The following is a 24,008-nucleotide window of genomic DNA, read 5'->3' as shown; positions in this document are numbered from 1 at the left end:
CGGTCAAACATGCGAGCGCGGGCACTGAGGACAATACGACGCCCTTCACGGTCAATGTCGTGGTTGCCGATGCTGATGGCAGCACCGCCAACACCAGCTTCACCGTCTCCATTGACGATGACATGCCGAGCATTGGCATTGTCCAACCTGCTTTGAATGTCACAAATGTGGCGGGAACTGTGTTCATTGGTACTTTCGATGTTACATCGGGCGCTGATCAGCCGGTTACTGCGAGCCTGCTCGGTAATACTGTTCCCGCTGGATTGAGGTCTGGTGGGCAACTGGTCAGCTATTATGTTGACCCTAGCAATCCGGGGGTATTGGTGGCCTATACCGGCATCGACCCAACTGCCAGCGGTGCCAAGGTATTCGCGCTGACCATTATTCCGGGCTCGGACCAATATAAGGTCGAGGTATTCAAGCCCCTCGACGGCATCACCTCTACTGTTGCGATCGATGGCTCGAGCGCCTTCGGATCCGGCCCACAACCTTGGCAGATCCTGACCAACACTACGTCTGGCCAATTGTCTGTGTTGACAGGTTGGCAGGCCACAGGTGGCTTCAACCTGGCTGCGTGGAAGGCGGGGGCTGTAGCAACCGGACTCGCGTTTGATTCGGTCAATGGTTCGACGGCCGGATGGGGGGTTGGCAACAATAACTTTACCGCTAATGAGTTTATGCGCTTCGACTTTGCCGATGTGGATGACTTTGATGGCCCAGGCGGCTATGCCCCCCCCGCCTTTTCGGGGCCGAATGTGACAGTAGCTACGGTTAGCTTCAACGGATATAGCGGCAATACCATTGATTATGTCGTGCGCTATACCGATGGCACTTGGTCAAGCGGACAGGTCACGCCAACTAGCGGAGCATTTGAGGTGATGATCCCGTCTGGGGCGAATGCCAAATTTATCGACTACATCGAGTTGTACACCCCCAATGCTAACGGTGAAGCAAAAGTAGATTTGGTTAGCCTTGGGGTGACCAATGTGGGTGATCCAGAGGATCTGACCTTTAATGTGTCGGTTATTGATGCGGATGGCGATCAGGACCAAGCTTCGTTGACCCTTGACCTCCGCAACCCAGACCCAGTGCTCGTGGTCGGTACGAATGTCAGCGATGCCGGTGTGAGCACTACTGATCACTTCATTGCGAACCCGAACCTTGCCGATGTAGATGGCAATATTGCCGGGAGTGCTGGAGCTGATGTTTTGGTCGGTGACCTCGGGGGGGTTGCATCGGGCTCGTACAACCTGACATTCATTATTGATACCTCTGGCAGTATCAACAACACCGAGCTGGGGCAGATGAAGGCTGCGTTGAAAACGCTTTTGGACAAATTTGTCGGCGTGACCGATTTGCAGATCGAGATAGGCACGTTTGCAACAGGAAGTCAGATTGTGGGGAGTTATTCCACAGTGTCTGATGCCAAGGCGGCAATCGATGCCCTTACTAGGACGCCGGGCGGATCTAATACCAATTATCAAGCGGCGTTGACCATGGCGAACACGCTAGTCGCCAACGACACGGCTGCCGATAACAAGATCGTCCTTTTTGTGACCGATGGCGATCCGACGACCGGTAACTGGATCTCAACCACGGAGATTCTGGCGGGGATGAACGGACTATCGCATCTTTCGGACTCCGCCACTGCAGTCAACAACATCCAGATCAACGCCATCGGCATCGGCCTTGGCGATACGAGCGGGGCAGATACGTCCGCAACTAGGTTGAATGCGATTGACAATACGACTGACGGTTACGTCCCGATCGCCAACTTCAGCGATCTGACGAATGGCTTGGGCTCGATCTTCGTGCCGGTGGCTGTCGGCAGCGATGCCCTCGTCGGTGGCAGCGGTAGCGACATCCTGTTTGGCGACAGTATTCATGCCGATGGCAGCGATGGCGGCTGGGCCAAGTTGGTCGCGGACAATCCCGGCCTGTCAAATGCCCAACTGCGCACCCTGGTTGCCAACAATCACTCCTTGTTCGGGCAAGACGATTCACAGGGAGGCGACGACAGCCTTGATGGCGGCGCAGGCAATGACATTCTGTACGGTCAGAAAGGTAACGATATCCTGACCGGGGGGACTGGTGATGATTTACTGGTCGGTGGTTCGGGCCGCGACACCTTTAAGTGGCAGGCGGGTGATGCGGATGGTGGTATCGACCGCATTACCGATTTCGCCAAAGGAAGCGGTGGCGATATTCTCGATATATCCGCAGTGCTGGATGTGTCTACGGGTGCCCCTGCTGACACATTGGCGACTTATTTAAACTTTACGTTTGACAGTGCCAATAATCGAACTGTATTGACCATAGACAGCAATGGTACGACGGGTGGCAGTCAGGTTAATCAGACGGTTTACTTTGATGGCGTTGATCTGACGGGAGGAAGTACAGATCAACAGGTCATAATTAATAGTTTGCTGGCTAACTTGAACTTGAAGGTTGATGATTAACCTGTTTGGGCCGGGTTTGCCCGGCCCCTGTTATTTGATGAAGTGGACGGCTAAGATAGCGGCAGTATCAGGAGAGGGTCACCATGCAGTCATTCAACTGGGTCGACATCGATGGCATTCGCTATAGCTGGGATGGGCAGGACAACATCGTCTGCTCCGGCCGCTTTGGCTATCAGGCCGCGATGATGGGTGACAAGCTCAATGGTCTGGAGCTGGAGAGTGAGGATGGCGATGTGGCGGGGCTGCTCAATGTGGACTTTGCCGCCTCCAGCATCAGCTTTACGCCGGCAGAGGATGCTCCCTTGCCTCACATGGTGGTGCTGGTTGGCCATGAGTGGGGGCAGCAGGAATATTCACTGCAGAGCCTGAGCGACAGCTCCTTGCAGGGGCTGCTCAGCCATGGTGAAGAGCTTGACTGGAGTAGTCTGGCGGTGGTGACGGCTTCCGAGCCGAGCATGCCATCCCAGGGTCACGTTCTGTCGTGGGATTCATTCCATTTCGAGGATGAGTCTCTACTCGGGGCCGAGGTTCCGTCGTCCGTGATCGCGAGCCATGGCTATTCCCTTGGAGGGGAGATCAGCATCAACATCGACATGACCAATCAGGTGCTGGAGCAGATCCCTCCATTGCACGATATATGAATCCCAATCGACGACGTGCATAATGACCTCCATCTAATCGATGGAGGTTTTTTTCTATGTGGCGTCCCCTTCTTACCCTGTCTGCGCTCGTTGTCAGTGCCCCGCTGCTTGCCATCGAGGTGCCCCAGGCTCCCCATCTGGTGGTCAGCGGCTACGCGGAGCAGAAGGCAGAGCCCGACATGCTGACGCTCAACGTCGCCGTGACCGCCCTGGAGAAACAGGGCATCAAGGCCAAGCAGCAGGTGGATACCAAGGTTGCCGCCTTCTTTGGTCAACTGGAGAGCCTCGGCATCAAGCGCAGCGATGTGGAGGCCGGCAATCTGGTAATCTCCCCAGAGTATCAGTATCCGCAGAACAAGCAGCCCGAGATGGTGGGCTATCGTGCCCAGCGTCAGCTGGCGGTCAAACTCTACCAGCTCGACAAGCTGAGCCAGCTGATGGACACCGCCCTCAAGGCGGGTCTGGAGTCCGTCTCCCAGATTGAGTACGGCCTCAAGTCACCACAGGTCATCAAGGAGCAGGCGCGTCTTGGTGCTGTGGCAGATGCCACCAGCAAGGCGGAATCCCTGGCCAAGGCCTTTGGCATGAAGCTTGGCAAGGTGTACAGCGTCGAGTATCGCAACAGCTCGCCCATGCCGGTCTATAGCCGTGCCATGAAGGCTGCAGCGGCCCCCGCCGCCGACATGGCGGAGAACAGCTACCAACAGCAGCAGATCAGCATCACGGACAACGTGGAAGCCGTCTTCCTGCTGGAATGATGGACCCTTCAACCGGCCCTGATCTCTCCAAACCCGAGGCTTCTGCCTCGGGTTTGTCGTTATGGAAGCCCTGATCATGGAAGCTGAATGGCAACGCCCAGAGGACGCTCTTATCTGGGCAGGCCCGGGGCAGGGGAGTGATGGACGACTTCGCCCATGCCAGGGGATCTGGCGCATAAAAAATGCCGGTCACTGACCGGCATTTTCGCAAGAGGAGCAGGGAGGCTTAGCCCAGATTGGCGGCGACCCGTTCCTGGCGCTTCTGCTTGAACAGATAGCCCAGACCCAGCACCAGTACCCAGGCCGGGATCAGCTCGACCGAGATGCGGGTGCCGTCGTTCATGTACATGATCACCAGGATGGCGGCCATGAAGGCGAGGCAGAGATAGTTGCCAAAGGGGCTCCAGAGCGCCTTGAACTTGGTAGTCACCCCTTCGGCAGCCTTGACCTTGCGGAACTTGAGGTGGGCGAGGCTGATCATGGCCCAGTTGATGACCAGGGCGGAGACCACCAGCGACATCAAGAGGCCGAAAGCCTTGCCCGGGATCAGGTAGTTGATCAGCACGCACAGCAAGGTGGCCGCAGCAGAGATGGTGATGGCGGTCAGGGGAACACCGCTCTTGTTAGTCTTGAGCAGGGCCTTGGGACCGTTGCCCTGCTTGGCCAGGCCAAACAGCATGCGGCTGTTGCAGTAGACACAGCTGTTGTAGACGGAGAGCGCCGCAGTCAGCACCACCAGGTTGAGCACGTTGGCCACCAGGTTGCTGTCGAGAGCATGGAAGATCATCACGAACGGACTGCCGCCTTCGACCACCTTGCCCCAGGGGTAGAGGGAGAGCAGCACGGTCAGAGCGCCGATATAGAAGATGAGGATGCGGTAGATCACCTGATTGGTGGCCTTGGGAATGCTCTTCTCGGGATTGTCCGCTTCTGCTGCCGTGATGCCGACCAGCTCCAGACCACCGAAGGAGAACATGATGAAGGCCATGGCCATCACCAGGCCGCCCACCCCGTTGGGGAAGAAGCCGCCCTGGGCCCAGAGGTTGCTGACCGTGGCCTCGGGACCGCCGGTGCCGGAGAACAGCAGATAACCGCCAAAGCCTATCATGCCGAGGATGGCCACGACCTTGATGATGGCGAACCAGAACTCCATCTCGCCAAACGCCTTGACGTTGGAGAGGTTGATGGCGTTGATCAGCACGAAGAAGAAGGCCGCCGACATCCAGGTCGGGATCTCGGGCCACCAGTACTGTACGTAGATGCCGACTGCCGTCAGCTCCGCCATGCTCACCAGCACATAGAGCACCCAGTAGTTCCAGCCGGAGGCGAAACCGGCGAAGTCACCCCAGTACTTGTAGGCGAAGTGACTGAAGGAGCCGGCCACCGGCTCTTCCACCACCATCTCGCCGAGCTGGCGCATGATGAGGAAGGCGATGAAGCCGCCGATGGCGTAACCAAGCAGCACCGAGGGGCCTGCCATCTTGATGGTGTCGGCAATGCCGAGGAACAGGCCGGTACCTATGGCACCGCCCAGTGCGATGAGCTGGATGTGGCGGTTTTTCAGGCCGCGCTTGAGCTCTTCGCCGTCTTGTTGAAGATCCATTCTTCCTTCCTTACGTCGCTGAATTCACTCGTCTCGCGCCTCGTCTGCCATGGCACTTCCTGTGCCCGGCGCGGCATCTTGTGCCGAAAACGTGACGAAATCCGTATTAATATCGTTACGGTTTGCCGCGCACTGTTTTTTATGGCGGCTACCAACCCGAGCAGAATAGTGATAATCGACCGCTCGTGCACCTGTTTTCCTCATCATTGGTTTGCTTTGTGGCCAATGCTCAGGTTTTTCATGATCTGGGAAGGGGTTTTGGAAGTGATTGCTGGTTTTGTGGTCAGTTGGTTTTGGTGCTATTGACCTGGCGGTGGTTTGATGTGCTAGTAGCTCTTTTCAAGGAAGGACTCATATGATCGAAGGTATTGTCGGTGGCTTGCTGCTCGCCACGCTCTGGCTGGGGATCTGGCTCTCCCCTATGTTGTTGACCATGGCTGCGGCCTGCTTGATGGTCTGGGGATGGCAGGGGGCGGATTATCTGGTGAACAACGTCGCCATGGTGCTGACGCTCGCCGCCGGGCTTGGCCTGCTACCCGCCTGCTGGTTGAGCGAGCGGGTACGCAAACGTCACGGCTTGCTGCGTTTTCATGGCATCTTGATGAACAATCGGGAGCTCAACAAGCCCGGCTCCCGTCCTCGCCCCTGATCCTCATGACGCCGACGGTTCCGCCGGCGTCATTTCTCCCTGTCTTGCTGTCTTATTATCTTGCCACTCGCCAATCTGATAGTGCTTGATATGGCTATTTTCATGCGGGCTAGCAGAGTTGGCGGCGAAGGCCGGTTGCCTCCAGGATCTTGGCGCTGATCTCCTCCACCGAGTGGGAGCTGGTGTCGAGGAAGCGGATCGCCTCCTGGCGGAACAGCCGCTCCACGCTTGCCAGCTCCTGCTCGCACTGCTCGAGAGAGGAGTAGCGACTGTTGGCGCGGCGCTGGTTGCGGATCTCGTGCAGCCGCTGGGGGGCTATGGTGAGACCGAACAGCTTGTGGCGGTTGGCCTTGAGGGGGGCGGGCAGCTCCAGCGAGCCCATGTCCTGCTCGATGAAGGGGTAGTTGGCGGCACGAATGCCAAACTGCAGTGCCAGATAGAGGCTGGTCGGCGTCTTGCCGCAGCGGGAGACCCCGATGAGGATGATGTCGGCCTCGTCATACTCCTTGGTGGTGATGCCGTCGTCGTTGCTGAGGGCGAAGTTGACTGCCTCGATGCGATCGTCATAGAGCTTGCGGTTCTCCATGCCGTGGGTGCGGTGGAGCCTGGGCTCGGCCTTGATCCCGAGCTCCTGCTCGAGGGGGCTCACGAAGGTGTTGAGAAAATCGTGGCTGCTGGCCTGGGCCTTGAGCACCTCTTCCCGCACCTGGGGGTCGACTATGGTGTGAAACAGTATGGGGCGCACCCCGGTCTGGCGAAACTGCTCATCGATGCGGGCCCGCACCTGGCGCGCCTTTTCCAGGGTCTCCACGAAGGGGATGGTGACCTGTTCGAAGACCAGTGGAAACTGGCTCAATACGGCATGACCGAACACCTCGGCGGTGATGGCGGTGCCGTCGGATACATAGAATACGGTGTGCACAGCGGACTCCTGTGGTGTGCTCCTGGGGGGTTGCGAGCAATCAGTATCTCTCGAAACCATATCTCTTTTGTCAACAGGTCTGCCATTCCCAAGTTGTGAACTCGCTTGCAAACCTGAGTCGTTACCTTTTTGTGTCGGTATTGTAGAATGCCTGTGTCAAACGGCCATCCCCAACTCTTGCTCGGGGATTTTTTTGACAATAAGTAGAAAACGTTTTCATGGTCGTTGGCAACAGACACTAACAAAAACACACGACTTGGCACAGCTGGTGCGTTGACACCCTGGCCCACCAACCTGGAGACATGCAAATGCAACAGTACGTACTCTGGTACGAACAGCTCGGTATGCAGGACGTAGAGCGCGTCGGCGGCAAGAATGCATCCCTTGGCGAGATGATCAGCAACCTCTCCGGTGCCGGCGTGTCCGTGCCGGGCGGCTTTGCGACCACCGCCTTTGCGTTTAACGAGTTTCTGGAGTTAAGCGGCCTCAACGGCAAGATCCACGACCTGCTCGACAGCCTGGATGTAGACGACATCGCCGCCCTCAACCGGGCTGGTCAGCAGATCCGTGACTGGGTGGTGGACGCCCCCTTCCAGCCTGCGCTGGAGCAGGCGGTGCGCGAGGCCTATGACAAGCTGAGCGCTGGCCTCGAGGCCTCTTTCGCGGTGCGCTCCTCCGCCACGGCCGAAGACATGCCGGATGCCTCCTTCGCCGGCCAGCAGGAGACCTTCCTCAACGTGCGCGGCATCGACTCTGTCATGACCGCCATCAAGCATGTGTTCGCGTCGCTCTTCAACGATCGCGCCATCTCCTACCGGGTGCATCAGGGCTATGACCACAAGGGTGTGGCCCTCTCCGCCGGGGTGCAGCGCATGGTGCGCTCGGACTTGGCCGCCTCCGGCGTCATGTTCACCCTGGATACCGAATCCGGTTTCAACGACGTGGTCTTCATCACAGGCGCCCAAGGCCTGGGTGAAATGGTGGTGCAGGGGGCCGTCAACCCGGACGAGTTCTATGTCCACAAGCCGACCCTGAAATCGGGTCGCCCCGCCGTGGTGCGCAAGACGCTGGGCTCCAAGCTCATCAAGATGACCTACTCCGAAGACGCCGGTCACGGCCGTCAGGTGAAGATAGTCGACACTCAGGATGCCGAGCGCAACCGCTTCTGCATCACGGATGAGGAAGTGATGGCGCTGGCGAAGCAGGCCCTCATCATAGAACAGCACTATGGCCGCCCGATGGACATCGAGTGGGCCAAGGATGGTCAGGACGGTCAGCTCTATATCGTTCAGGCCCGTCCGGAAACCGTGCGCAGCCGCCAGGAAGCGAATACGCTGGAGCGTTTTGCGCTCAAACAATCCGGCAAGGTGCTGATCGAAGGGCGCGCCATCGGCCACAAAATTGGCTCTGGCCCGGCGCGGGTCATCTCCTCCATCAGCCAGATGGACGAAGTGCAGCCCGGCGACGTGCTGGTCACCGATATGACGGATCCGGACTGGGAGCCCATCATGAAGCGGGCCTCCGCCATCGTCACCAACCGGGGTGGCCGCACCTGCCACGCCGCCATCATAGCCCGTGAGCTCGGCATCCCGGCCGTGGTCGGCTGTGGCGATGCCACCGACCGCATCGAGGCGGGTCAGCTCATCACCGTCTCCTGCGCGGAAGGGGATACCGGCTTCATCTACGACGGCGAGCTCGACTTCGACGTGGCGGTGACCGAGGTGGGCAACATGCCGCGCCTGCCCATCAAGATCATGATGAACGTCGGCAACCCGGACAGGGCCTTCGACTTCGCCCAGTTGCCGAACGCCGGTGTGGGTCTGGCCCGTCTCGAGTTCATCATCAACCGCATGATAGGGGTGCACCCCAAGGCGCTGCTGGAATTCGACAAGCAGAGCCCGGAGCTGCAGGCCACCATATCCAAGATGATCGCCGGTTACGACAGCCCCCGTGAATACTACGTGGCCAAGCTGAGTGAAGGGATCGCCACCCTGGCCGCTGCCTTCTGGCCGGAGCGGGTCATAGTGCGGATGTCGGACTTCAAGTCCAACGAATACGCCAACCTGGTGGGGGGCCGTGGCTACGAGCCCCACGAAGAGAACCCCATGATCGGCTTCCGTGGCGCCTCCCGTTACATCGCCGACAGCTTCCGTCCCTGCTTCGCCCTCGAATGCGAGGCGATGAAACGGGTGCGCGACGTCATGGGCCTGACCAACGTCGAGGTGATGATCCCCTTCGTGCGCACCGTGGGCGAGGCGGAGCAGGTGGTGGAAATCCTGGCCGAGAACGGCCTGCGCCGCGGCGAGCGCGGCCTCAAGGTCATCATGATGTGCGAGCTGCCCTCCAATGCCCTGTTGGCGGACAAGTTCCTCGAGCACTTCGATGGCTTCTCCATCGGCTCCAATGACATGACCCAGTTGACCCTGGGTCTGGATCGGGATTCGGGCCTCATCGCCCACCTGTTCGATGAGCGCAACGAGGCGGTCAAGGCGCTGCTGGCCATGGCCATCCAGGCCGCACGCAAGGCGGGCAAGTATGTCGGCATCTGCGGCCAGGGCCCGTCGGATCACCCGGACTTCGCCGCCTGGCTGGTCGAGCAGGGCATAGATTCTGTATCGCTCAACCCGGATACCGTGGTCGACACCTGGCTCTATCTGGCCGAGCAAAATAAGGCTGGCTGAGCCAGCACAGGCAGCTTCCTACCATAATCCATGACGGCACCTTCTCGGTGCCGTTTTTTATTACCAATATGGTGCTGTGTTGATGATGCGTTCATACAAGATGAATTGGACCTGATCTCTCTCGCTCTATATGGGAGTGTTATCGCCGGGTGGGCATTGGAGGATGGGGTTGCGGCGGCGTAGTGGATAAAGACGAGGGGGCCCATGGCCCCCTCGATGAGATGACGCCTTCAGTACGAGGCGTGCTTCACCTGGGCTGCTGCTCGGCGCCGGCCAGTTCGATCTGCACCTTCACGCCTTCCTGCTGGAGCCGGGCGCTGATGGCGTTCAGATCGGTGCCGGGTTTGGCCTCCAGCAGGGCGATGCCGCCACTGCTCTGCTTGAAGCTCAGACCGTGGCGCGTGGCCAGTGCCCTGGCCTGAGGCTCGTCGGCTTCGATCAGCAGGGTTCCGCTGACGGTGAGCTCGGGGCTGGCGACCCCTTGCAGCAAGATGTCACCGCTGCGCAGGCTGGGTTGCGGTGCCTTGCCATCCAGGCTGCGGGCGACGCGCTTCTTGCTGCCGTTGTCCGGCGTGAGGTAGGTCTGACCGTTCACCTCTATGGTGCTGTACTGCTTGCCATCGACAACCACCGACTCGTCGGCCGTGGCCTGAATAGAGACCGAGGCCAGCAGGCTTGCCAGGGCAAGGCTGAGTAAGCTGTGTTTCATGTTGTGACTCCTGTGCAAGTTAGAGAGGGGCTGCTTCATGGCCGATCACCCGCAGGGACCAGTTGAGCAGTTGACCCGGCTGGCTGTTGTTGCGCTCGGTCAGGGTCGTGCGGGCGTTGGTGCTGCGATTGAGCAGCGAGACCTGACGAGTGCCGCTGGCGACGTCGGTCACCGCCAGTTGCCACTCGCCCTGGGCCGATTCACCGTAGAACTTGTGGGAGAGCATGCGCATGTCGCGCAGCCCCTTGGTGCGCACATAACCCAGTTGCTGCCGGTCGAGGGATTGACCCACCAGGCTGTTGTTGGGGTTGAGCAGCACGCTGCGGGTGCCGGAGGGGGAGACCAGCTCGATCAGCAGATCGGGTAGCCGCTGGTGATCCAGACTGACCTGCACCTGCACAGCTTCCACCGTCAACGCCTGCTCGACCCGGGTGCTGGAGGTGGTCGGGCTGCTGCCCAGATCCGGGATGGCGCCCTGGGCGCCTTGCACAGTGACCTTCTGCCACGGCAGCTGTACCAGCGGCGGCAAGGGATTGTGAGTGGCGGCGCTCGCCAGGGCCTTGTTCACATCGATGAGGCCAAAGCCATAGGTCGGGTTGAACCAGATCCCGGCGGCATTGCGCCCCCAGCCTTCCAGCCCTGTCACTCTGCGTTGCTGACCATTGGCGGCTGTGTAGCTCAGTGTGACCGCTGCCTGGTTGGCATCGATGCGGGTGGCATTGCGCGCCAGCAGATCCCGCAGATCCCGCACCGACAGGTCCGGATAGGCCGACATCAGCAGCGCCATGGCGCCAGCTGTGTTCGGGGTGGCCGAAGAGGTGCCGTTCATGGTGCCGTTGTAGTCGCAGCTTGCATCCAGCGCCGGGTTGCCGTGCAGCCGGTTGGTGCTCTGACGATCGGTACGGTTGTAGCCCAGGTCGCAGCCGGGCAGATCCGTGGTGACCATGGCCGGGGAGGCGGTGCCGTACTCGCCGCCCGGGGCCGTCAGGAAGACGTTGCTGCCGACGCTGGAGTAGGAGGAGCGCACGCCGTCCGCGTTGCTTGCACTGACCACCAGGTTCCAGAAGTTGCTGTTGGAAGGATCTATGTTGCTGTTTTCAAACGGCAGTCTGAGCTCGCCGCCGGTGCGGTTGAGCACATAGTTGCCGGCGGCAATGCGGCTGAAGCCGTTGCCCGCGGCCTTGATGTAAGCGGCCCCTTGCGCCTTCAGGGTCATCTGCTCGAACAGGCGATCCAGTTGCACCTGGTTGAGCCCGCCGGCTCCCTGGGGGTCGACCAGGCTCATGCCGTAGCTCTGGTTGAAGACGCGGTTGTCGCGGCTGGCCTGGCTGTTGCCGAGGGCATAGAGCCAGTCTTGCTGCAACTGCTGGCTATTGTCGTCGAGCAGGTTGAAGCCTTGCAGTTGGGCACGGGGGGCCACGCCCCGGGTGCCGATGGCGTTGTCGACCGCGGCTATGATGCCGGAGACAGAGGTGCCGTGGGCACTGTCCGGATCGGTCGGCGTCGGATCGTCGCTGCCGGTCACCACGTTGCGTGAACCGGGGCGGACGTTGTCGGCGAGATCCGGGTGGGCTATGGCCAGACCGTCGTCCACGACGGCCACATTGATCCCCTGGCCGAGCACCTCTGTGCGGTGGGCCCACCAGAGGTTGAGGTCATTGCCCGCCACGCCGCCACGGACACTGAAGGCATGCTGGCCACTGTTGAGCAGGTGCCACTGCTGGTCCTGCAAGGGGTTGATGCCGGGCAGGCAGCGCTGTGCGCTGGTGCGGCCGGTATCCATGTCGACTTCTCTGCCGGTGAGGGGGGTACAACTCTCGGCAGCCTGAGCCGAGACGACAGGCAGGGCCGAGAGCAGGGCCGTGATTGCCAATGCTAACGATGTTTTTCTCATTGATAAACTCCATCTTAAGGGCGCACCGTCCGAGGTGCGACGGGCATCTATACATGAGAAAAGACGATTCAAAAGGATCTCATTTCGGAGTTGAGAGGGGGCTCAAAGAAATCTCATTCGAGCCCATATGGGGGTATCAATGGGGCAGATTACGTGTTTCATTGAGAGTCATTCGCATTCAATACTAATGATCTTTTTGTCGATAGAAGGGCCTGTTGTCAAGCGCCCCTCACCACCTGCCAAGGCTGCCGCTGGTCGCTATCCCTGTTAAGGTAAGGGCAAAACAGCACTCAGGACGGATCCATGACTCTTTTGCAGTGGCAATCAGCCAGCTTGGCTCTTCACGGCGACCAGACTCTCTTCATCCCCGACCTCACCCTGGCGCCTCAGGCGTGCTGGGCCTTCGTCGGCAGCAACGGCAGTGGCAAGACGGCGCTGGCTTCTGCCCTGTGCGGCGAGCTGGCCGTCCGTGCAGGGGGGGTGACTGGCGGGGTGAGGGCCGAGCGCCTCTCGTTTGAGTCGCAACAGCGGCTGGGGGAGCTGGACTGGCAGCGGCGCAACACCGACATGCTGGGGGAAGAGGAGGAGGCGGGTTATCGGGTGTCGACCCTGATGCTGGAGGAGGGGGGAGAGGAGGCGCAAGCCCGATCGTTGCTGGCGCGCTTCGGCATCGAGTCCCTGTGGGATCGCCCCTATCGCCATCTCTCGAGCGGGGAGGGGCGCAAGCTGCTGCTTGCCCGTGCCCTGCTGGGTCGGCCCGAGCTGATGGTGCTGGACGAGCCCTTCGATGGCCTGGATCAGGGCTCGCGCAGGGATCTGATGTCGCTGCTGGCGCAATTGGTGGCGCAGGGGCAACGTCTGGTGGTGATCGTCAACCGCTTCGACGAGATCCCCCCCTTCGCCAGTCACCTCGGCCTGCTCGGGGAGCGCCGCCTGTTGCTGGCGGGGGAGCGTGACGCCGTGCTTGGCAGCCAGGAGGTGGCCCAGCTGGCACGGGCCGAGGGGCAGAGTCCGCAGCTGCCCCCGCCGCTCCAGGCGCCCACGCCCCTGCCCGCCGGCCCCCGGGTACAGATGCGCGCCCTGCGCGTCGCCTACGGGGACCAGGTCATCATCGACGGGCTCGACTGGATCATTGCCGAGGGGGAGCACTGGCAACTGGTGGGGCCCAACGGCGCCGGCAAGTCGACCCTGCTCGCCCTGATCACAGGGGATCATCCGCAGGGGTACAGCAATGATCTGCGCCTGTTCGGGGTGCGCCGGGGCAGTGGCGAGAGCATCTGGGAGATCAAGCGCCACATCGGCCTGGTCAGCCCGGCCCTGCACCTGGACTATCGCGTCCATTGTTCGGTGCAGACGGTGATCCTCTCCGGCTTTTATGACTCCATCGGCCTCTATACCCGCCCGGGGGATCGCCAGCTGGCGCTCGCCAACCAGTGGCTGGCACTGCTGGGGCTAAAGGATCAGGGGGCGCTGCCCTTCCACGCCCTCTCCTTTGGTCAGCAGCGCCTGGTGCTGATTGCCCGGGCCCTGGTCAAGCATCCGCCACTGCTCATTTTGGATGAGCCCCTGCAGGGGCTGGATCCCTTGAACCGCCACCTGGTGCGGGAGATGGTGGTGCGCCTCATAGGGGAAGGCACCCAGTTGCTGTTCGTCTCCCACCACCCCGAGGATGCGCCCCCTGGCCTCAGCCACCGCCTGAGTTTCGTGCCGGACGGCGCCGGGGGCTATCGCTATCTGCAGGAGAAGCTGGGGAAGGGGTCTGCCTAGGCCTATTTGACGAGTGCCAGTATCTGGCGAAATGCCGGATGGCGGCAATCTCCCATCAGATCAAAGAGGCACATCTCCACCGAGGTGAGGGCTGCGCCTCGGGCCGCCAGCTGGCTGATGGCGAGATCCCGGTTGGCGGCGGTGCGGGATGACACCGCATCCACCACCAAAGAGACCCGGGCGCCGCTGGCCAGAAGCCCCAGCACGCTCTGGTAGACGCAGATATGGGCTTCGATGCCGCATACCAGCCAGTGACTGACCCCGGTTCCGGCCAGGGCGGCGGCGACCGTCGGCTCCCCCAGGGCGCCGAAGCTGAACTTCGGCAGCACAAGGGCGCCTGCCTGCTGCGGCTGCAACTCGGCCACTGTGGCCCCGAGCTTGTCCGGGTTCTGCTCCAGCCAGACAACCGGCAACCCCAGTGCCTTGGCTCCCTGCCCCAGTCGGGCCGTGTTGGCGATGAGCGACTCGCTCCCCTCGACCAGACGGGCCAGTTTGCCCTGGATATCGACGACCAGCAGGCCAGTGCTGCGGCGTTCAAGCATGATTTTCTCCTTTGTTTGTGGCGAGTTTTCTGGCACCGAGGTCAAAGACACCGGGCTTCTGCTGACAAGCTGCACGGCGCCTCTTCACGGGCTCGCCATGCCAGGGGATTCAAGGTAGGCCAGCACCTCTATGTTGTTGCCGTCCGGATCGCGCAGGAAGGCGGCGTAGTAGTTGGGGGCATAGTGGGGGCGCAGCCCCGGCTGCCCATTGCAGGCAAAACCAGCCCTGACACCGACCTGATAGAACTCATCCACCTGCGCAGCGCTGCTGGCTGTGAAAGCGAGATGACAGGGGGCACCCGGTCCGCCCCGCTCTATCAGGAAGCCCACCTTGTCGTGACCAACCCGGCCGAAACCTGCGGCGTCTTTGTCTGCCCATTTGAGTTCTATCAAGAGGGGCACCAGCACGGTTTCGTAGAAGCGTCGGCAGTCGTCGAAGCACACCACCTTGATTTCAACATGATCGAACACAACCACTCCTTGTGCTGTCTGGATGAAGGGGAGAGGCAATATGGTCCCCTCGGTGCCACCAGCCGTATCCCCGGGATGATGGGTATCGAATGACCACAATAGGCCAGTTGTGCCTCAAGCGGGGAGGGGGAAAACGCGATAACTGCGTGCGTTATCAAAGATTTTCAGCTCGAGGCCGGAGGGACTTCACCGTCATCTGGCCAAGCTTGCCCGGTTTTGTTGCTTGGCGAAGGGGAAAAGCTCTGTTATGGTGTCGTCTATTAGCCGTTTGGATGGCTAGATGGTTGTGGTGTCGGCCTTGATGATGACAGCGCAGCCCCACCACTTTGATGACCATTTTGACAGGGAGTTTCTATGCAGCGTCGTTCCTTCTTCACCCTATCCGCCCTCGCGCTGCTCGCCAGCAGCCTGCCGCTGTCAGCCTTTGCCATCGATGAGGCGAAGAAAGAGATAGTGATTGGCACCACTGTCGGGGACTTTGCCGACATGGTGACCGACTCCATCAAGCCGCAGCTGGAGGCCAAGGGCTACAAGGTCAAACTGGTGGAGTTCACCGACTACGTGACCCCCAATATCGCCCTGGCGGACGGCTCGCTGGATGTGAACTGCTTCCAGCACAAACCCTATCTGGAGAGCTTCTCCAAAGACAGGGGCCTCTCCTTGGCCCCCATAACCCAGGTGCCGACCGGCCCCATGGGGCTCTATGCCGGCAAGCTGGGGGATCTCAAGGCCCTGAAAGAGGGGAGCACAGTCGCCATTCCCAACGACCCCACCAACCAGGCGAGGGCCCTGCTGATGCTGCAGGACTTGGGCTGGCTCACCCTGAAAGAGGGGATCAACCCCCTCAAGGCGAGCGAGTTCGATGTGGTGAGCAATCCCCACGACATCAAGCTGGTGCTGCTGGAGGCGGCGCAACTGCCCCGCTCTCGTGAAGATGTGGACTTCTCCGTCATCAACGGCAACTTCGCCGCCTCGAGCGGGATCCCGTTCAGCACAGGTCTCTTCCTCGAGCGCAGCTATGACTTCATCAACTGGGTGGTGGTCAAAGGGGCCGATGCGGACAAGCCGTTCGCCAAGGATGTGGCGGCCGCCTACAACTCCCCCGAGTTCAAGGCCTATGCCGCCAAGCGCTTCGTCGGCTACAAGTACCCCCAGGGCTGGCAGAGCCAGGGCTGAGGGTTGAAAGCAGCACCTGAGATGAGAAACGGGCACCTTGGTGCCCGTTTTTTTTATCTGGGAGAATCAGTAGTGGTGCAGCCACCAGCGGGCGGCAACGAGGGCGGTGAGGCTGCCAAGCAGGGCGCTCGCCAGCACGTCCAGGGGCCAGTGCATGCCGATCAGGGTGCGCGACAGGCCGATGCCGATGGCCCAGAGCGGCAGCAGCCAGACCCCGGTGGGGGCCCGGGCCAGCCAGATCAGCCCGAAGAACTGGGCCAGGCTCATGGCGGCTATGCTGTGGCCGGAGGGGAAGGCGTAGTTCACCTCCGTCTGCCAGTGGTGGCCGAGCCAGGCGGGCAGCGCCAGCAACTGGGTCGCGGCGTGGACCTGTTCACTGCGAAGCGCACTGCTGCCGGCATAGAACTGGCGGATGGCGGGGATAAGCTCCTGGCTCTCCAGCCAGAGCAGATAGGGCCTTGGCTCCTCGGTCAGCTGCTTGATGAGGCTCTTGATGATCCAGTCGCTCGCGAGCGCGGCAAAGAGGGCGCCCGCGAGGGCCAGCAGGGCGGTGTGGCCGAGCGTCAGCTTGTGTCGGGTCAGCAGCAAGAGTGCGGCGATGGTGATGGCAAGGCCGGGCAGGTCCACCATGCGGGTGAGGGCATAGGGCCACCAGAGCCAGTCCGATTGCAGGGCACCCGTCATGAAGGGCTGCCAGGGCAGGCAGACGAGCAGCAACAGCGGCAGCAGCAGTATGGCGTTGAAACCAAGCACCCGGCGGCGTGGCAACGAAGAGGCATGAGTCGGCATGAGAGGGCTCGTAACAGGTGCACATGACAGGGTGGATGATAAAGAGGCGCCATTGTGCCAGCCCGTCCCCCCTGGTCAAGCCAGGGCGCGCGAGGGCAACATGTTGTTACATATGAGTGCGACGCTCCATCTGTGGATGCCCGGGAACCCGCTTCGACGCCCTGGCTCCCTGTCGCCTTAAGAGAGCGGCGCACTCTTTGCCCACGACAGCCCGAGAACAAGTCTCTGAAAATTCGGCCCGCTTGGGCTAGAATGGCGCGCCTGTGGCCGGTTGTGGATGAGAAGAGAGCCGATGAAGATCGTCGTTGATGAAAATATGCCCCATGCCTGCGAGCTGTTTGCCGAGTTTGGCGAGGTCGTCCCCCTGCCCGGACGGCAGATAGGGGCGGCGGATCTGCAGGATGCCGACGTGCTGCTGGTGCGCTCGGTGACCCGGGTCGATGCCGGGCTGCTCGCCAGCTGCCCGCGGCTGGCTTTCGTCGGCACCGCCACCATAGGCACGGATCACATCGACACCGCTCTCCTGGCCGAGCGGGGCATCCCCTTCTTCAGCGCCCCCGGCTGCAATAAGTATTCGGTGGGCGACTATGTGCTCTCGGCCCTGCTGGTGCTGGCGGAGCGCCATGAGCTCAGCCTCGATCGGATGAGCCTCGCCGTCGTCGGCGCCGGCAACACGGGGGAGTGCGTGGCGGGCAAGGCAGAGGCGCTCGGCATGAAGGTGCTGCGCTGCGATCCGCCGCGGGCGCGCACTGAGGGTGGTGCGGGTTTTGTCGATTATCAGACGGCCCTTGGGGCCGATATCGTCAGCTTCCATGTGCCCCTGACCCGCAAGGGGCCGCAGCCGACCTTCCACCTGCTGGGGGAGCGCGAGATAGCCGCGCTGCCCGGGGGCCAGTTCCTTATCAATGCCTCCCGGGGGGAGGTGTGGGACAACCAGGCCTTGCTGGCGCGCCAGCAGAGCCAGGCGCCGCTCAAGCTGGTGATGGACGTGTGGGAAGGGGAGCCTGAGCCTCTAGAGGCCCTGGTGCCTTACACCGAGATAGCCACTCCGCACATCGCCGGCTACAGCCTGGAGGGCAAGGCCCGCGGCACCTGGATGCTCTATCAGGCGCTCTGCCAGCAGCTGGGGCGTATGCCGCGCCAGGATCTGCAATCCCTGCTGCCCGCCCCCGAGGTGCGTGAGCTGACGCCGGGTCAGCCCGCCGATCAGGGGTTGATCAAGCAGCTGGTCCACCTCATCTATGACGTGCGCCGGGACGATGCCCGCTTTCGCAACCGGATTGGGGTGCCCGGCAGCTTCGATGGGCAGCGCAAGGACTATCCGGAGCGGCGCGAGCTCTCCTCCTTGCAGGTCAGCGGCCCCTTCGCCTGCGACAGGCTGGCCCGGCTGGGCTTTGCCATCTCGCAAAAATAAACCGGAATTCATGCGGGGCTCCGATCACCAGATCGGGGCCATCCGTTTCGGCCCGGCACCCTGCCGGCCGACCATCAGACAGATCACGCTTGCCACCCCTGATGCCGACCCGGTCGGCCTCATCGGCGGGCAATATCACAGGAGAGAACATCAGTGAGTCAACAATTCAACGTAGCTGTACTGGGCGCGAGCGGCGCCGTGGGTCAGGCCATGATCGAGATCCTGGAGGAGCGTGCCTTCCCGGTCGCCACCCTCTATCCCCTGGCCTCAAGCCGCAGCGCCGGTGACACCGTGCGCTTTGGCGGCAAGAACATCGAGATCAAGGATGTCGAGGAGTTTGACTGGAGCCAGGTGCAGATCGCCCTCTTCTCCGCCGGGGCCGAGGTCTCTGCCAAGTGGGCGCCCATCGCGGCCGAGCAGGGCTGCATCGTCATCGACAACACTTCCTGCTTCCGTTACGACGAAGACATCCCCCTGGTGATCCCGGAAGTGAACCCGGATGCCCTGGCGGATTTTCGCAATCGCAACATCATCGCCAACCCCAACTGCTCCACCATACAGATGCTGGTTGCCCTCAAGCCCCTGCAGGACGAGGTGGGCATAGCCCGCATCAACGTGGCGACCTACCAGTCCGTCTCCGGCTCCGGCAAGGAAGGGGTGAGCGAGCTGGCCGGCCAGACCGCCCATCTGCTCAACGGCCGTCCGGTGGAGCCGACCCTCTATCCGCAGCAGATCGCCTTCAACCTGATCCCGCAGATCGACAGCTTCACCGACAACGGTTACACCCGTGAAGAGATGAAGATGGTGTGGGAGACCCAGAAGATCCTGGGGGATGCCAGCATAGCCGTGAACCCCACCTGCGTGCGGGTGCCCGTCTTCTACGGTCACGCCGAGGCGGTCCACGTCGAGCTGCACCAGCCGCTGGACGCCGAGCAGGTCAAGGAGCTGCTGCGCAATGCCCCGGGTGTCACCCTGTTCGAAGACGATGCCGACTACCCGACCCCGGTGCGCGACGGCACCGGCAAGGACGAGGTGCTGGTCGGCCGGGTACGCCAGGATATTTCTCATCCGAGCGGTATCAATATGTGGATCGTGGCCGATAACGTTCGTAAGGGCGCGGCGACCAACAGCGTGCAGATCGCCGAACTGCTGGTGCGCGACTACCTCTGAGGCCGTTTTGCGGCCTGTGGCGGGGAGGGAACCCCGCCCGAGTAGGCGACTGAGAGGCGAGGGATGTGACCGGGGGCGCACTCTCCGGTTTTAAGAATGTCTCGTGATATCAGTGAGCTAGGTTTTTTTCTACACTCGGGTTCAGGTCTGGGACTCATGTCTGGCCTGGATCGGGCTCGCAGCTGATAGGCGCCGGACGGGAAATATGTCGGATCGCTGGCTTGAGACCGGCGGCTGATTTATATTGAGCCGATTGTTTTGGGGTAACTATCCAGATTTTTCAATGTGATAGGGCCATCATACGAAGGAACGAATATGGGACATTCCCGCATAACGCTGGCAACGCTACTCGCATTGGGTCTTCTGGGCACGGCTCAGGCCGATGAGGCGGGGCGAGAGCCTTTCTTTGTCGAGCTCAAGGGCCCGGACGGTGCCGCGCCCCCTGTCGTTCAACCTCAGGCCCAGCCCGTGGCACCGGCCCAGCCGGCTCCCAGGGCCCAGCCCATGGTGCGTCAGGCGCCCAGTGCGGCGGCTGGCAGCTATGGCCCTGTCCGTTCTACCGATACCCTCTGGAGTCTGGCGAGCAAGCATCGCCCCTCCAATCGGGTGACCGTCTACCAGACCATGGTGGCGATCTATGACAAGAATCCCAAGAGCTTTGCCGACGGCAACATCAACCACATCCTGGTGGGATCCCGCATTCTGCTGCCCAGCGCCGCCGAGGCGGGCCGCATCACGGACGCCGAGGCCCGTCGCCGCTTCAACAGCGACAACGCCAGCTGGAAGGGGCTGAGCCCCAAATACCTGGCCGAGAAGCAGCCCCATCCGGTGGCGACCAAGCCAGCGGCCAGCGCGCCGGCCAAGGCCGTGGCCAAGGCGGCCCCCATTCCGACTGCTGCCCCCAAGGTGAGCGCGCCCCAGGCGGCGGCCGAGGTGACGGCGATCGCCAAGGCGGTCGAGCCGGCCCCGGCGGCAAGTACTGCCGCGCCAACCGCTGCCCCGGCCCCCTTGCCGGTCAGTGCCGCGACCCTGGTGGGCAAGCCCTCCACCGAAATGGCGCTGGCGCTGGAAGATGCCAACGCCCAGCTCGGTCAGGTCACCGAGATGAACCACAGGCTCAAGCTGCGCCTGCAGTCCCTGACCGAAGAGGTGGAGACCCTCAAGGCCCAGTTGCAGGATCAGACCGCGCTACAAAAAGAGGTGGCGGAGCTCAAGGCCAAGCCGGTGCCGCCCGTGGTGGCCCCCGAACCCAAGCAGAACTGGGTGATGGAGCTGCTCGCCTCGCCGCTGAACCTCGCCATGATCATTTTGCTGCCCGTACTGCTGGTGCTGGCGCTGGTGACGCTCTGGCTGCGGGCCCGCGCCCGCCGCGAGCTGGAAGAGCAGGAGAAGAGCCTGTCGGAGTCCACCTCCATGGTGATGGGGGAGGAGAGCAGCGAGTTTGACCAGCTGATGACGGTCGGCATCGCCGATGACGAGCCCATGCACCCCATGCCGGATCTCAATGAGCCGGGTGGCAATGGCAGCCAGGAGGGGGCCAAGGCCCCGACTGACGTCATCTTCAGCGATGATGAGATGGCCCTGTCCGCCTTCGATGTGGAGCCTGCGGTGACGACGGCCAACCGGGATCCGGATCTGGTGCCCGAGCTCGATCTGGCCCACGAGGGGGACTTCGGTCTGCCCCTGGCCCCTGAGCTGGATCTCTCCGGCGAGTCCGAGGCCAAGGCCCGGGCCAGTGACGAGATCATGAGCGAGGAGGAGCTGCAAGCGGCCCTGTTCGCCGAGCTGGATGCCGATCTCGAGGCCGATCTCAGCCAGGCGCAGAGCAGAAGCCAGCGCGATGGGGCCCTCGCCAACTTTGATCTCAGCGATCTCGAGACCGACTTCCACGAGCCTGCCACCGACGCCCGAGGCGACGACGCCTATGGCAAGGATGATATCGATGACATGCTGGCCGAGCTCGGACTCGAACCGACGCAGGCCAAGGGCGCTGCCCAACCGCCGGCCTGGGATCCCAACGAGCTGGCCCTGGCCGACTTCGAGGATGCCTTCACCGAGGTGGAGTCCCATCAGGGCGATCTGAAACCCCGTGAACAGGCGCAGGCGAACGACTACGTGGAGATAGACAAGCTCCTGGCCGAGGCCAACGCCAGCAGCACCGAGCAGGAGCCCTACCAGGGCTTCTCCCTGGACGTGGGGCTGGATGGCTTCCCCGAGGTGTTGCCCCAGTCTACCGGGTTCGATGTGGATGCCGATGACGGCGGCGTGGGGGCCAAGCTGGATCTGGCCCGGGCCTACCTCGAGATCGACGACAAGGAGAGCGCCCGCGAGCTGCTGCAAGAGGCGGCGGCCCAGGGCAGCGAGCACCAGCGCAGCGAAGCCGAGAAGCTGCTCAGGCGCCTTGGGTGATCCCCCTTTGCCGCTGATGAACACAGAGGGCAGCCCGCGGGCTGCCCTCTTTCATCCAGGCCACCGGCACGGGATGCCGGCCCGAACTGGGACTTTTGGGCCCAAGGGCGTATAATCCGGCCCGTTTCTTTCATCCTTTCCCCACAAGACAAGATTCATCCATGCGAATTGCCCTAGGTATTGAATACGACGGCAGCCGGTATTTCGGCTGGCAGCGTCAGCGCGAAGTGATCAGCGTGCAGGCCGAACTGGAAAAAGCCCTCAGCCGCATCGCCAACCACCCCGTCTCCATCCAGTGCGCCGGTCGTACCGATGCCGGGGTGCACGCCACAGGTCAGGTGATCCACTTCGATACCGAGGCCATCCGCGCCGAGGGCGCCTGGACCCTGGGGCTCAACTCCAACCTGCCCCCTGACATCGCCGTGCGCTGGGTCAAGGAGGTGGACGAGAGCTTCCACGCCCGCTTCAGCGCCACCGCCCGTCGCTACCGTTATGTGATCTACAACCATAACTTCCGCCCGGCCATTCTCGGCAGCGGCGTCAGCCACTACCACGAGACCATAGACGCCGACCTGATGCACCAGGCGGGCCAGAGCCTGCTCGGGGAGCACGACTTCAGCACCTTCCGCGCTATCGCCTGCCAGTCCAACACCCCCTGGCGCAATGTGACCCACCTCTGCGTCAGCCGCTCCGGCCCCTACATAGTGCTCGACATCAAGGCCAACGCCTTCCTACACCACATGGTGCGCAACATCACCGGCTCCCTGTTGCTGGTGGGGCAGGGCCTCAAACCGGTGGAGTGGATAGCCGAGGTGCTGGCGGCAAAGGATCGCAATCTGGCGGGGCCGACCGCCAAGGCGGGGGGCCTCTATCTGGTGGACGTGGATTACCCGGCAGAGTTTGGCCTGCCGCAGTTGCCGCTTGGCCCGCTGTGGCTGCCGGACTCGGCACCGGGTACGACCAGTTTTTAGTAACTGGGCCCGAAAATTTGTGGTTTAATGATCCGTCATTTATTGCCATCGAGCCGTAAGTCATTGAACAATCAAGGCCCGATGCGTTTTGTCAGGCACAAAAGCATTAAGGAATTCCATGAGCTGGCTTGAGAAGATCCTTCCCAAGAGCAAGATCACTACACCGCGTCGTCACAACATTCCGGAAGGGGTGTGGACCAAGTGTACCGCTTGCGAACAGGTGCTCTACCGGGCAGAACTGGAGCGCAATCTCGAAGTGTGCCCCAAGTGTGATCATCATATGCGGATCAGCGCCCGCGCCCGCCTCGAGAGCTTCCTCGACGAGCAGGGCCGCACCGAAGTCGGTGCCGAGCTGGAGCCGCAGGACATCTTGAAATTCAAGGATTCCAAGCGCTACAAGGATCGTTTGTCTGCCGCTCAGAAAGAGACGGGAGAAAAAGATGCGCTGGTGGTGATGAAGGGGACCCTCAAGGGGGTGCCGGTCGTCGCCTGTTCATTCGAGTTCTCCTTCATCGGTGGCTCCATGTCCTCCGTGGTCGGTGCCCGCTTCGTGCGCGCCGTCGAGGAGTGCATCAAGGAAGGCCGCGGCCTGGTCTGCTTCTCCACCTCCGGTGGGGCGCGGATGCAGGAAGCGCTCTTCTCCCTGATGCAGATGGCCAAGACCAGTGCGGCGCTCGATCGCCTCACCAAGGCGGGCCTGCCCTTCATCTCTGTGCTGACCGACCCCACCATGGGGGGCGTCTCCGCCAGTCTGGCCATGCTGGGTGACATCAACGTGGGCGAGCCCAAGGCGCTGATCGGCTTTGCCGGTCCCCGCGTCATCGAGCAGACAGTGCGCGAGAAGCTGCCGGAAGGCTTCCAGCGCTCCGAGTTCCTGCTGGAGAAGGGTGCCATCGATCTCATCATCGACAGACGCGAAATGCGCAACCGTCTGGCCGGCCTGCTGGCCAAGCTGATGAACACTCAGGTCATCGAAGACTGAA

Annotated in this window: 19 protein-coding genes; 12 read left to right on the top strand and 7 right to left on the bottom strand. The window is 61.8% G+C overall.

What is annotated here, in order from left to right; genetic code table 11:
* From OC537_RS08400 to OC537_RS08390, 3 genes are all read left to right on the top strand, one after another.
* The coding region (locus tag OC537_RS08400) for a type I secretion C-terminal target domain-containing protein (RefSeq protein ID WP_262110762.1) at window positions 1-2,459 on the top strand (2,459 nt) is incomplete at its 5' end.
* A gap of 83 nt (window positions 2,460-2,542) precedes the next feature.
* Complete coding sequence (locus tag OC537_RS08395) at window positions 2,543-3,100, top strand: hypothetical protein (RefSeq protein WP_262110761.1); 558 nt, start codon at window positions 2,543-2,545, stop codon at window positions 3,098-3,100.
* A gap of 56 nt (window positions 3,101-3,156) precedes the next feature.
* Window positions 3,157-3,858 (top strand): SIMPL domain-containing protein, encoded by a 702-nt coding sequence (locus OC537_RS08390; protein WP_139744668.1) that lies wholly within the window; start codon window positions 3,157-3,159, stop codon window positions 3,856-3,858.
* 226 nt (window positions 3,859-4,084) lie between these two features.
* Here OC537_RS08390 and OC537_RS08385 read toward each other — a convergent pair whose 3' ends face one another.
* Window positions 4,085-5,461 carry an amino acid permease gene (locus tag OC537_RS08385; RefSeq protein WP_262110760.1) on the bottom strand — a complete coding sequence of 459 codons (1,377 nt, stop codon included), beginning with the start codon at window positions 5,459-5,461 and terminating at the stop codon, window positions 4,085-4,087.
* Between the two features lie 358 nt (window positions 5,462-5,819).
* On the opposite strand from OC537_RS08385, the gene OC537_RS08380 reads away from it, so the two are divergent.
* A complete protein-coding gene (locus OC537_RS08380) occupies window positions 5,820-6,110 on the top strand; it encodes a hypothetical protein (protein ID WP_163148699.1) in 291 nt (96 codons plus the stop codon).
* A 109-nt stretch (window positions 6,111-6,219) separates the two neighbouring features.
* On the opposite strand, the gene OC537_RS08375 is transcribed toward OC537_RS08380, so the two are convergent.
* Window positions 6,220-7,032 (bottom strand): pyruvate, water dikinase regulatory protein, encoded by an 813-nt coding sequence (locus OC537_RS08375; RefSeq protein ID WP_106886479.1) that lies wholly within the window; start codon window positions 7,030-7,032, stop codon window positions 6,220-6,222.
* Window positions 7,033-7,340: 308 nt separating this feature from the next.
* Between OC537_RS08375 and ppsA the strand changes: the two genes are divergently transcribed.
* Entirely contained in the window at window positions 7,341-9,713 is a 2,373-nt protein-coding gene (gene ppsA, locus OC537_RS08370; protein ID WP_171276374.1) for a phosphoenolpyruvate synthase, read from the top strand.
* Between the two features lie 247 nt (window positions 9,714-9,960).
* On the opposite strand, the gene OC537_RS08365 is transcribed toward ppsA, so the two are convergent.
* Window positions 9,961-10,422 (bottom strand): hypothetical protein, encoded by a 462-nt coding sequence (locus OC537_RS08365; RefSeq protein ID WP_262110759.1) that lies wholly within the window; start codon window positions 10,420-10,422, stop codon window positions 9,961-9,963.
* Between the two features lie 19 nt (window positions 10,423-10,441).
* Window positions 10,442-12,316 (bottom strand): S8 family serine peptidase, encoded by a 1,875-nt coding sequence (locus OC537_RS08360; protein WP_262110758.1) that lies wholly within the window; start codon window positions 12,314-12,316, stop codon window positions 10,442-10,444.
* A 303-nt stretch (window positions 12,317-12,619) separates the two neighbouring features.
* Here OC537_RS08360 and modF point away from each other — a divergent pair, with 303 nt between their 5' ends.
* Window positions 12,620-14,083 (top strand): molybdate ABC transporter ATP-binding protein ModF, encoded by a 1,464-nt coding sequence (modF, locus tag OC537_RS08355; protein WP_262110757.1) that lies wholly within the window; start codon window positions 12,620-12,622, stop codon window positions 14,081-14,083.
* A 2-nt stretch (window positions 14,084-14,085) separates the two neighbouring features.
* Here the strand turns inward: modF and OC537_RS08350 are convergent, their stop codons facing one another.
* Window positions 14,086-14,625 (bottom strand): isochorismatase family protein, encoded by a 540-nt coding sequence (locus tag OC537_RS08350; RefSeq protein ID WP_262110756.1) that lies wholly within the window; start codon window positions 14,623-14,625, stop codon window positions 14,086-14,088.
* An 84-nt stretch (window positions 14,626-14,709) separates the two neighbouring features.
* The gene (locus tag OC537_RS08345) at window positions 14,710-15,096 is read right to left on the bottom strand and encodes a VOC family protein (protein ID WP_262110755.1); all 387 of its coding nucleotides are present in this window, start codon (window positions 15,094-15,096) and stop codon (window positions 14,710-14,712) included.
* A 354-nt stretch (window positions 15,097-15,450) separates the two neighbouring features.
* On the opposite strand from OC537_RS08345, the gene OC537_RS08340 reads away from it, so the two are divergent.
* Window positions 15,451-16,272 (top strand): MetQ/NlpA family ABC transporter substrate-binding protein, encoded by an 822-nt coding sequence (locus OC537_RS08340; RefSeq protein ID WP_106886485.1) that lies wholly within the window; start codon window positions 15,451-15,453, stop codon window positions 16,270-16,272.
* A gap of 66 nt (window positions 16,273-16,338) precedes the next feature.
* Here the strand turns inward: OC537_RS08340 and OC537_RS08335 are convergent, their stop codons facing one another.
* The gene (locus tag OC537_RS08335; protein ID WP_262110752.1) at window positions 16,339-17,061 is read right to left on the bottom strand and encodes a phosphatase PAP2 family protein; all 723 of its coding nucleotides are present in this window, start codon (window positions 17,059-17,061) and stop codon (window positions 16,339-16,341) included.
* Window positions 17,062-17,353: 292 nt separating this feature from the next.
* Between OC537_RS08335 and OC537_RS08330 the strand changes: the two genes are divergently transcribed.
* From OC537_RS08330 to accD, 5 genes are all read left to right on the top strand, one after another.
* On the top strand, window positions 17,354-18,475 hold the full coding sequence (locus tag OC537_RS08330) for a 4-phosphoerythronate dehydrogenase (protein ID WP_262110751.1): 1,122 nt from the start codon (window positions 17,354-17,356) through the stop codon (window positions 18,473-18,475).
* Window positions 18,476-18,628: 153 nt separating this feature from the next.
* Window positions 18,629-19,645 (top strand): aspartate-semialdehyde dehydrogenase, encoded by a 1,017-nt coding sequence (locus OC537_RS08325; protein ID WP_111911552.1) that lies wholly within the window; start codon window positions 18,629-18,631, stop codon window positions 19,643-19,645.
* Between the two features lie 315 nt (window positions 19,646-19,960).
* Entirely contained in the window at window positions 19,961-22,054 is a 2,094-nt protein-coding gene (locus OC537_RS08320) for a FimV/HubP family polar landmark protein (RefSeq protein WP_262110750.1), read from the top strand.
* A 161-nt stretch (window positions 22,055-22,215) separates the two neighbouring features.
* Window positions 22,216-23,025, top strand: coding sequence for a tRNA pseudouridine(38-40) synthase TruA (gene truA / locus OC537_RS08315; protein WP_262110748.1), 810 nt, complete (start codon window positions 22,216-22,218; stop codon window positions 23,023-23,025).
* A 118-nt stretch (window positions 23,026-23,143) separates the two neighbouring features.
* On the top strand, window positions 23,144-24,007 hold the full coding sequence (gene accD, locus OC537_RS08310; protein WP_025327347.1) for an acetyl-CoA carboxylase, carboxyltransferase subunit beta: 864 nt from the start codon (window positions 23,144-23,146) through the stop codon (window positions 24,005-24,007).
* Window position 24,008: the final 1 nt, after the last annotated feature.

The organism is Aeromonas sp. Marseille-Q5825 (assembly GCF_946892685.1).
GTDB lineage: Bacteria > Pseudomonadota > Gammaproteobacteria > Enterobacterales > Aeromonadaceae > Aeromonas > Aeromonas rivipollensis.
This window is presented reverse-complemented; position numbering and strand designations above follow the sequence as displayed.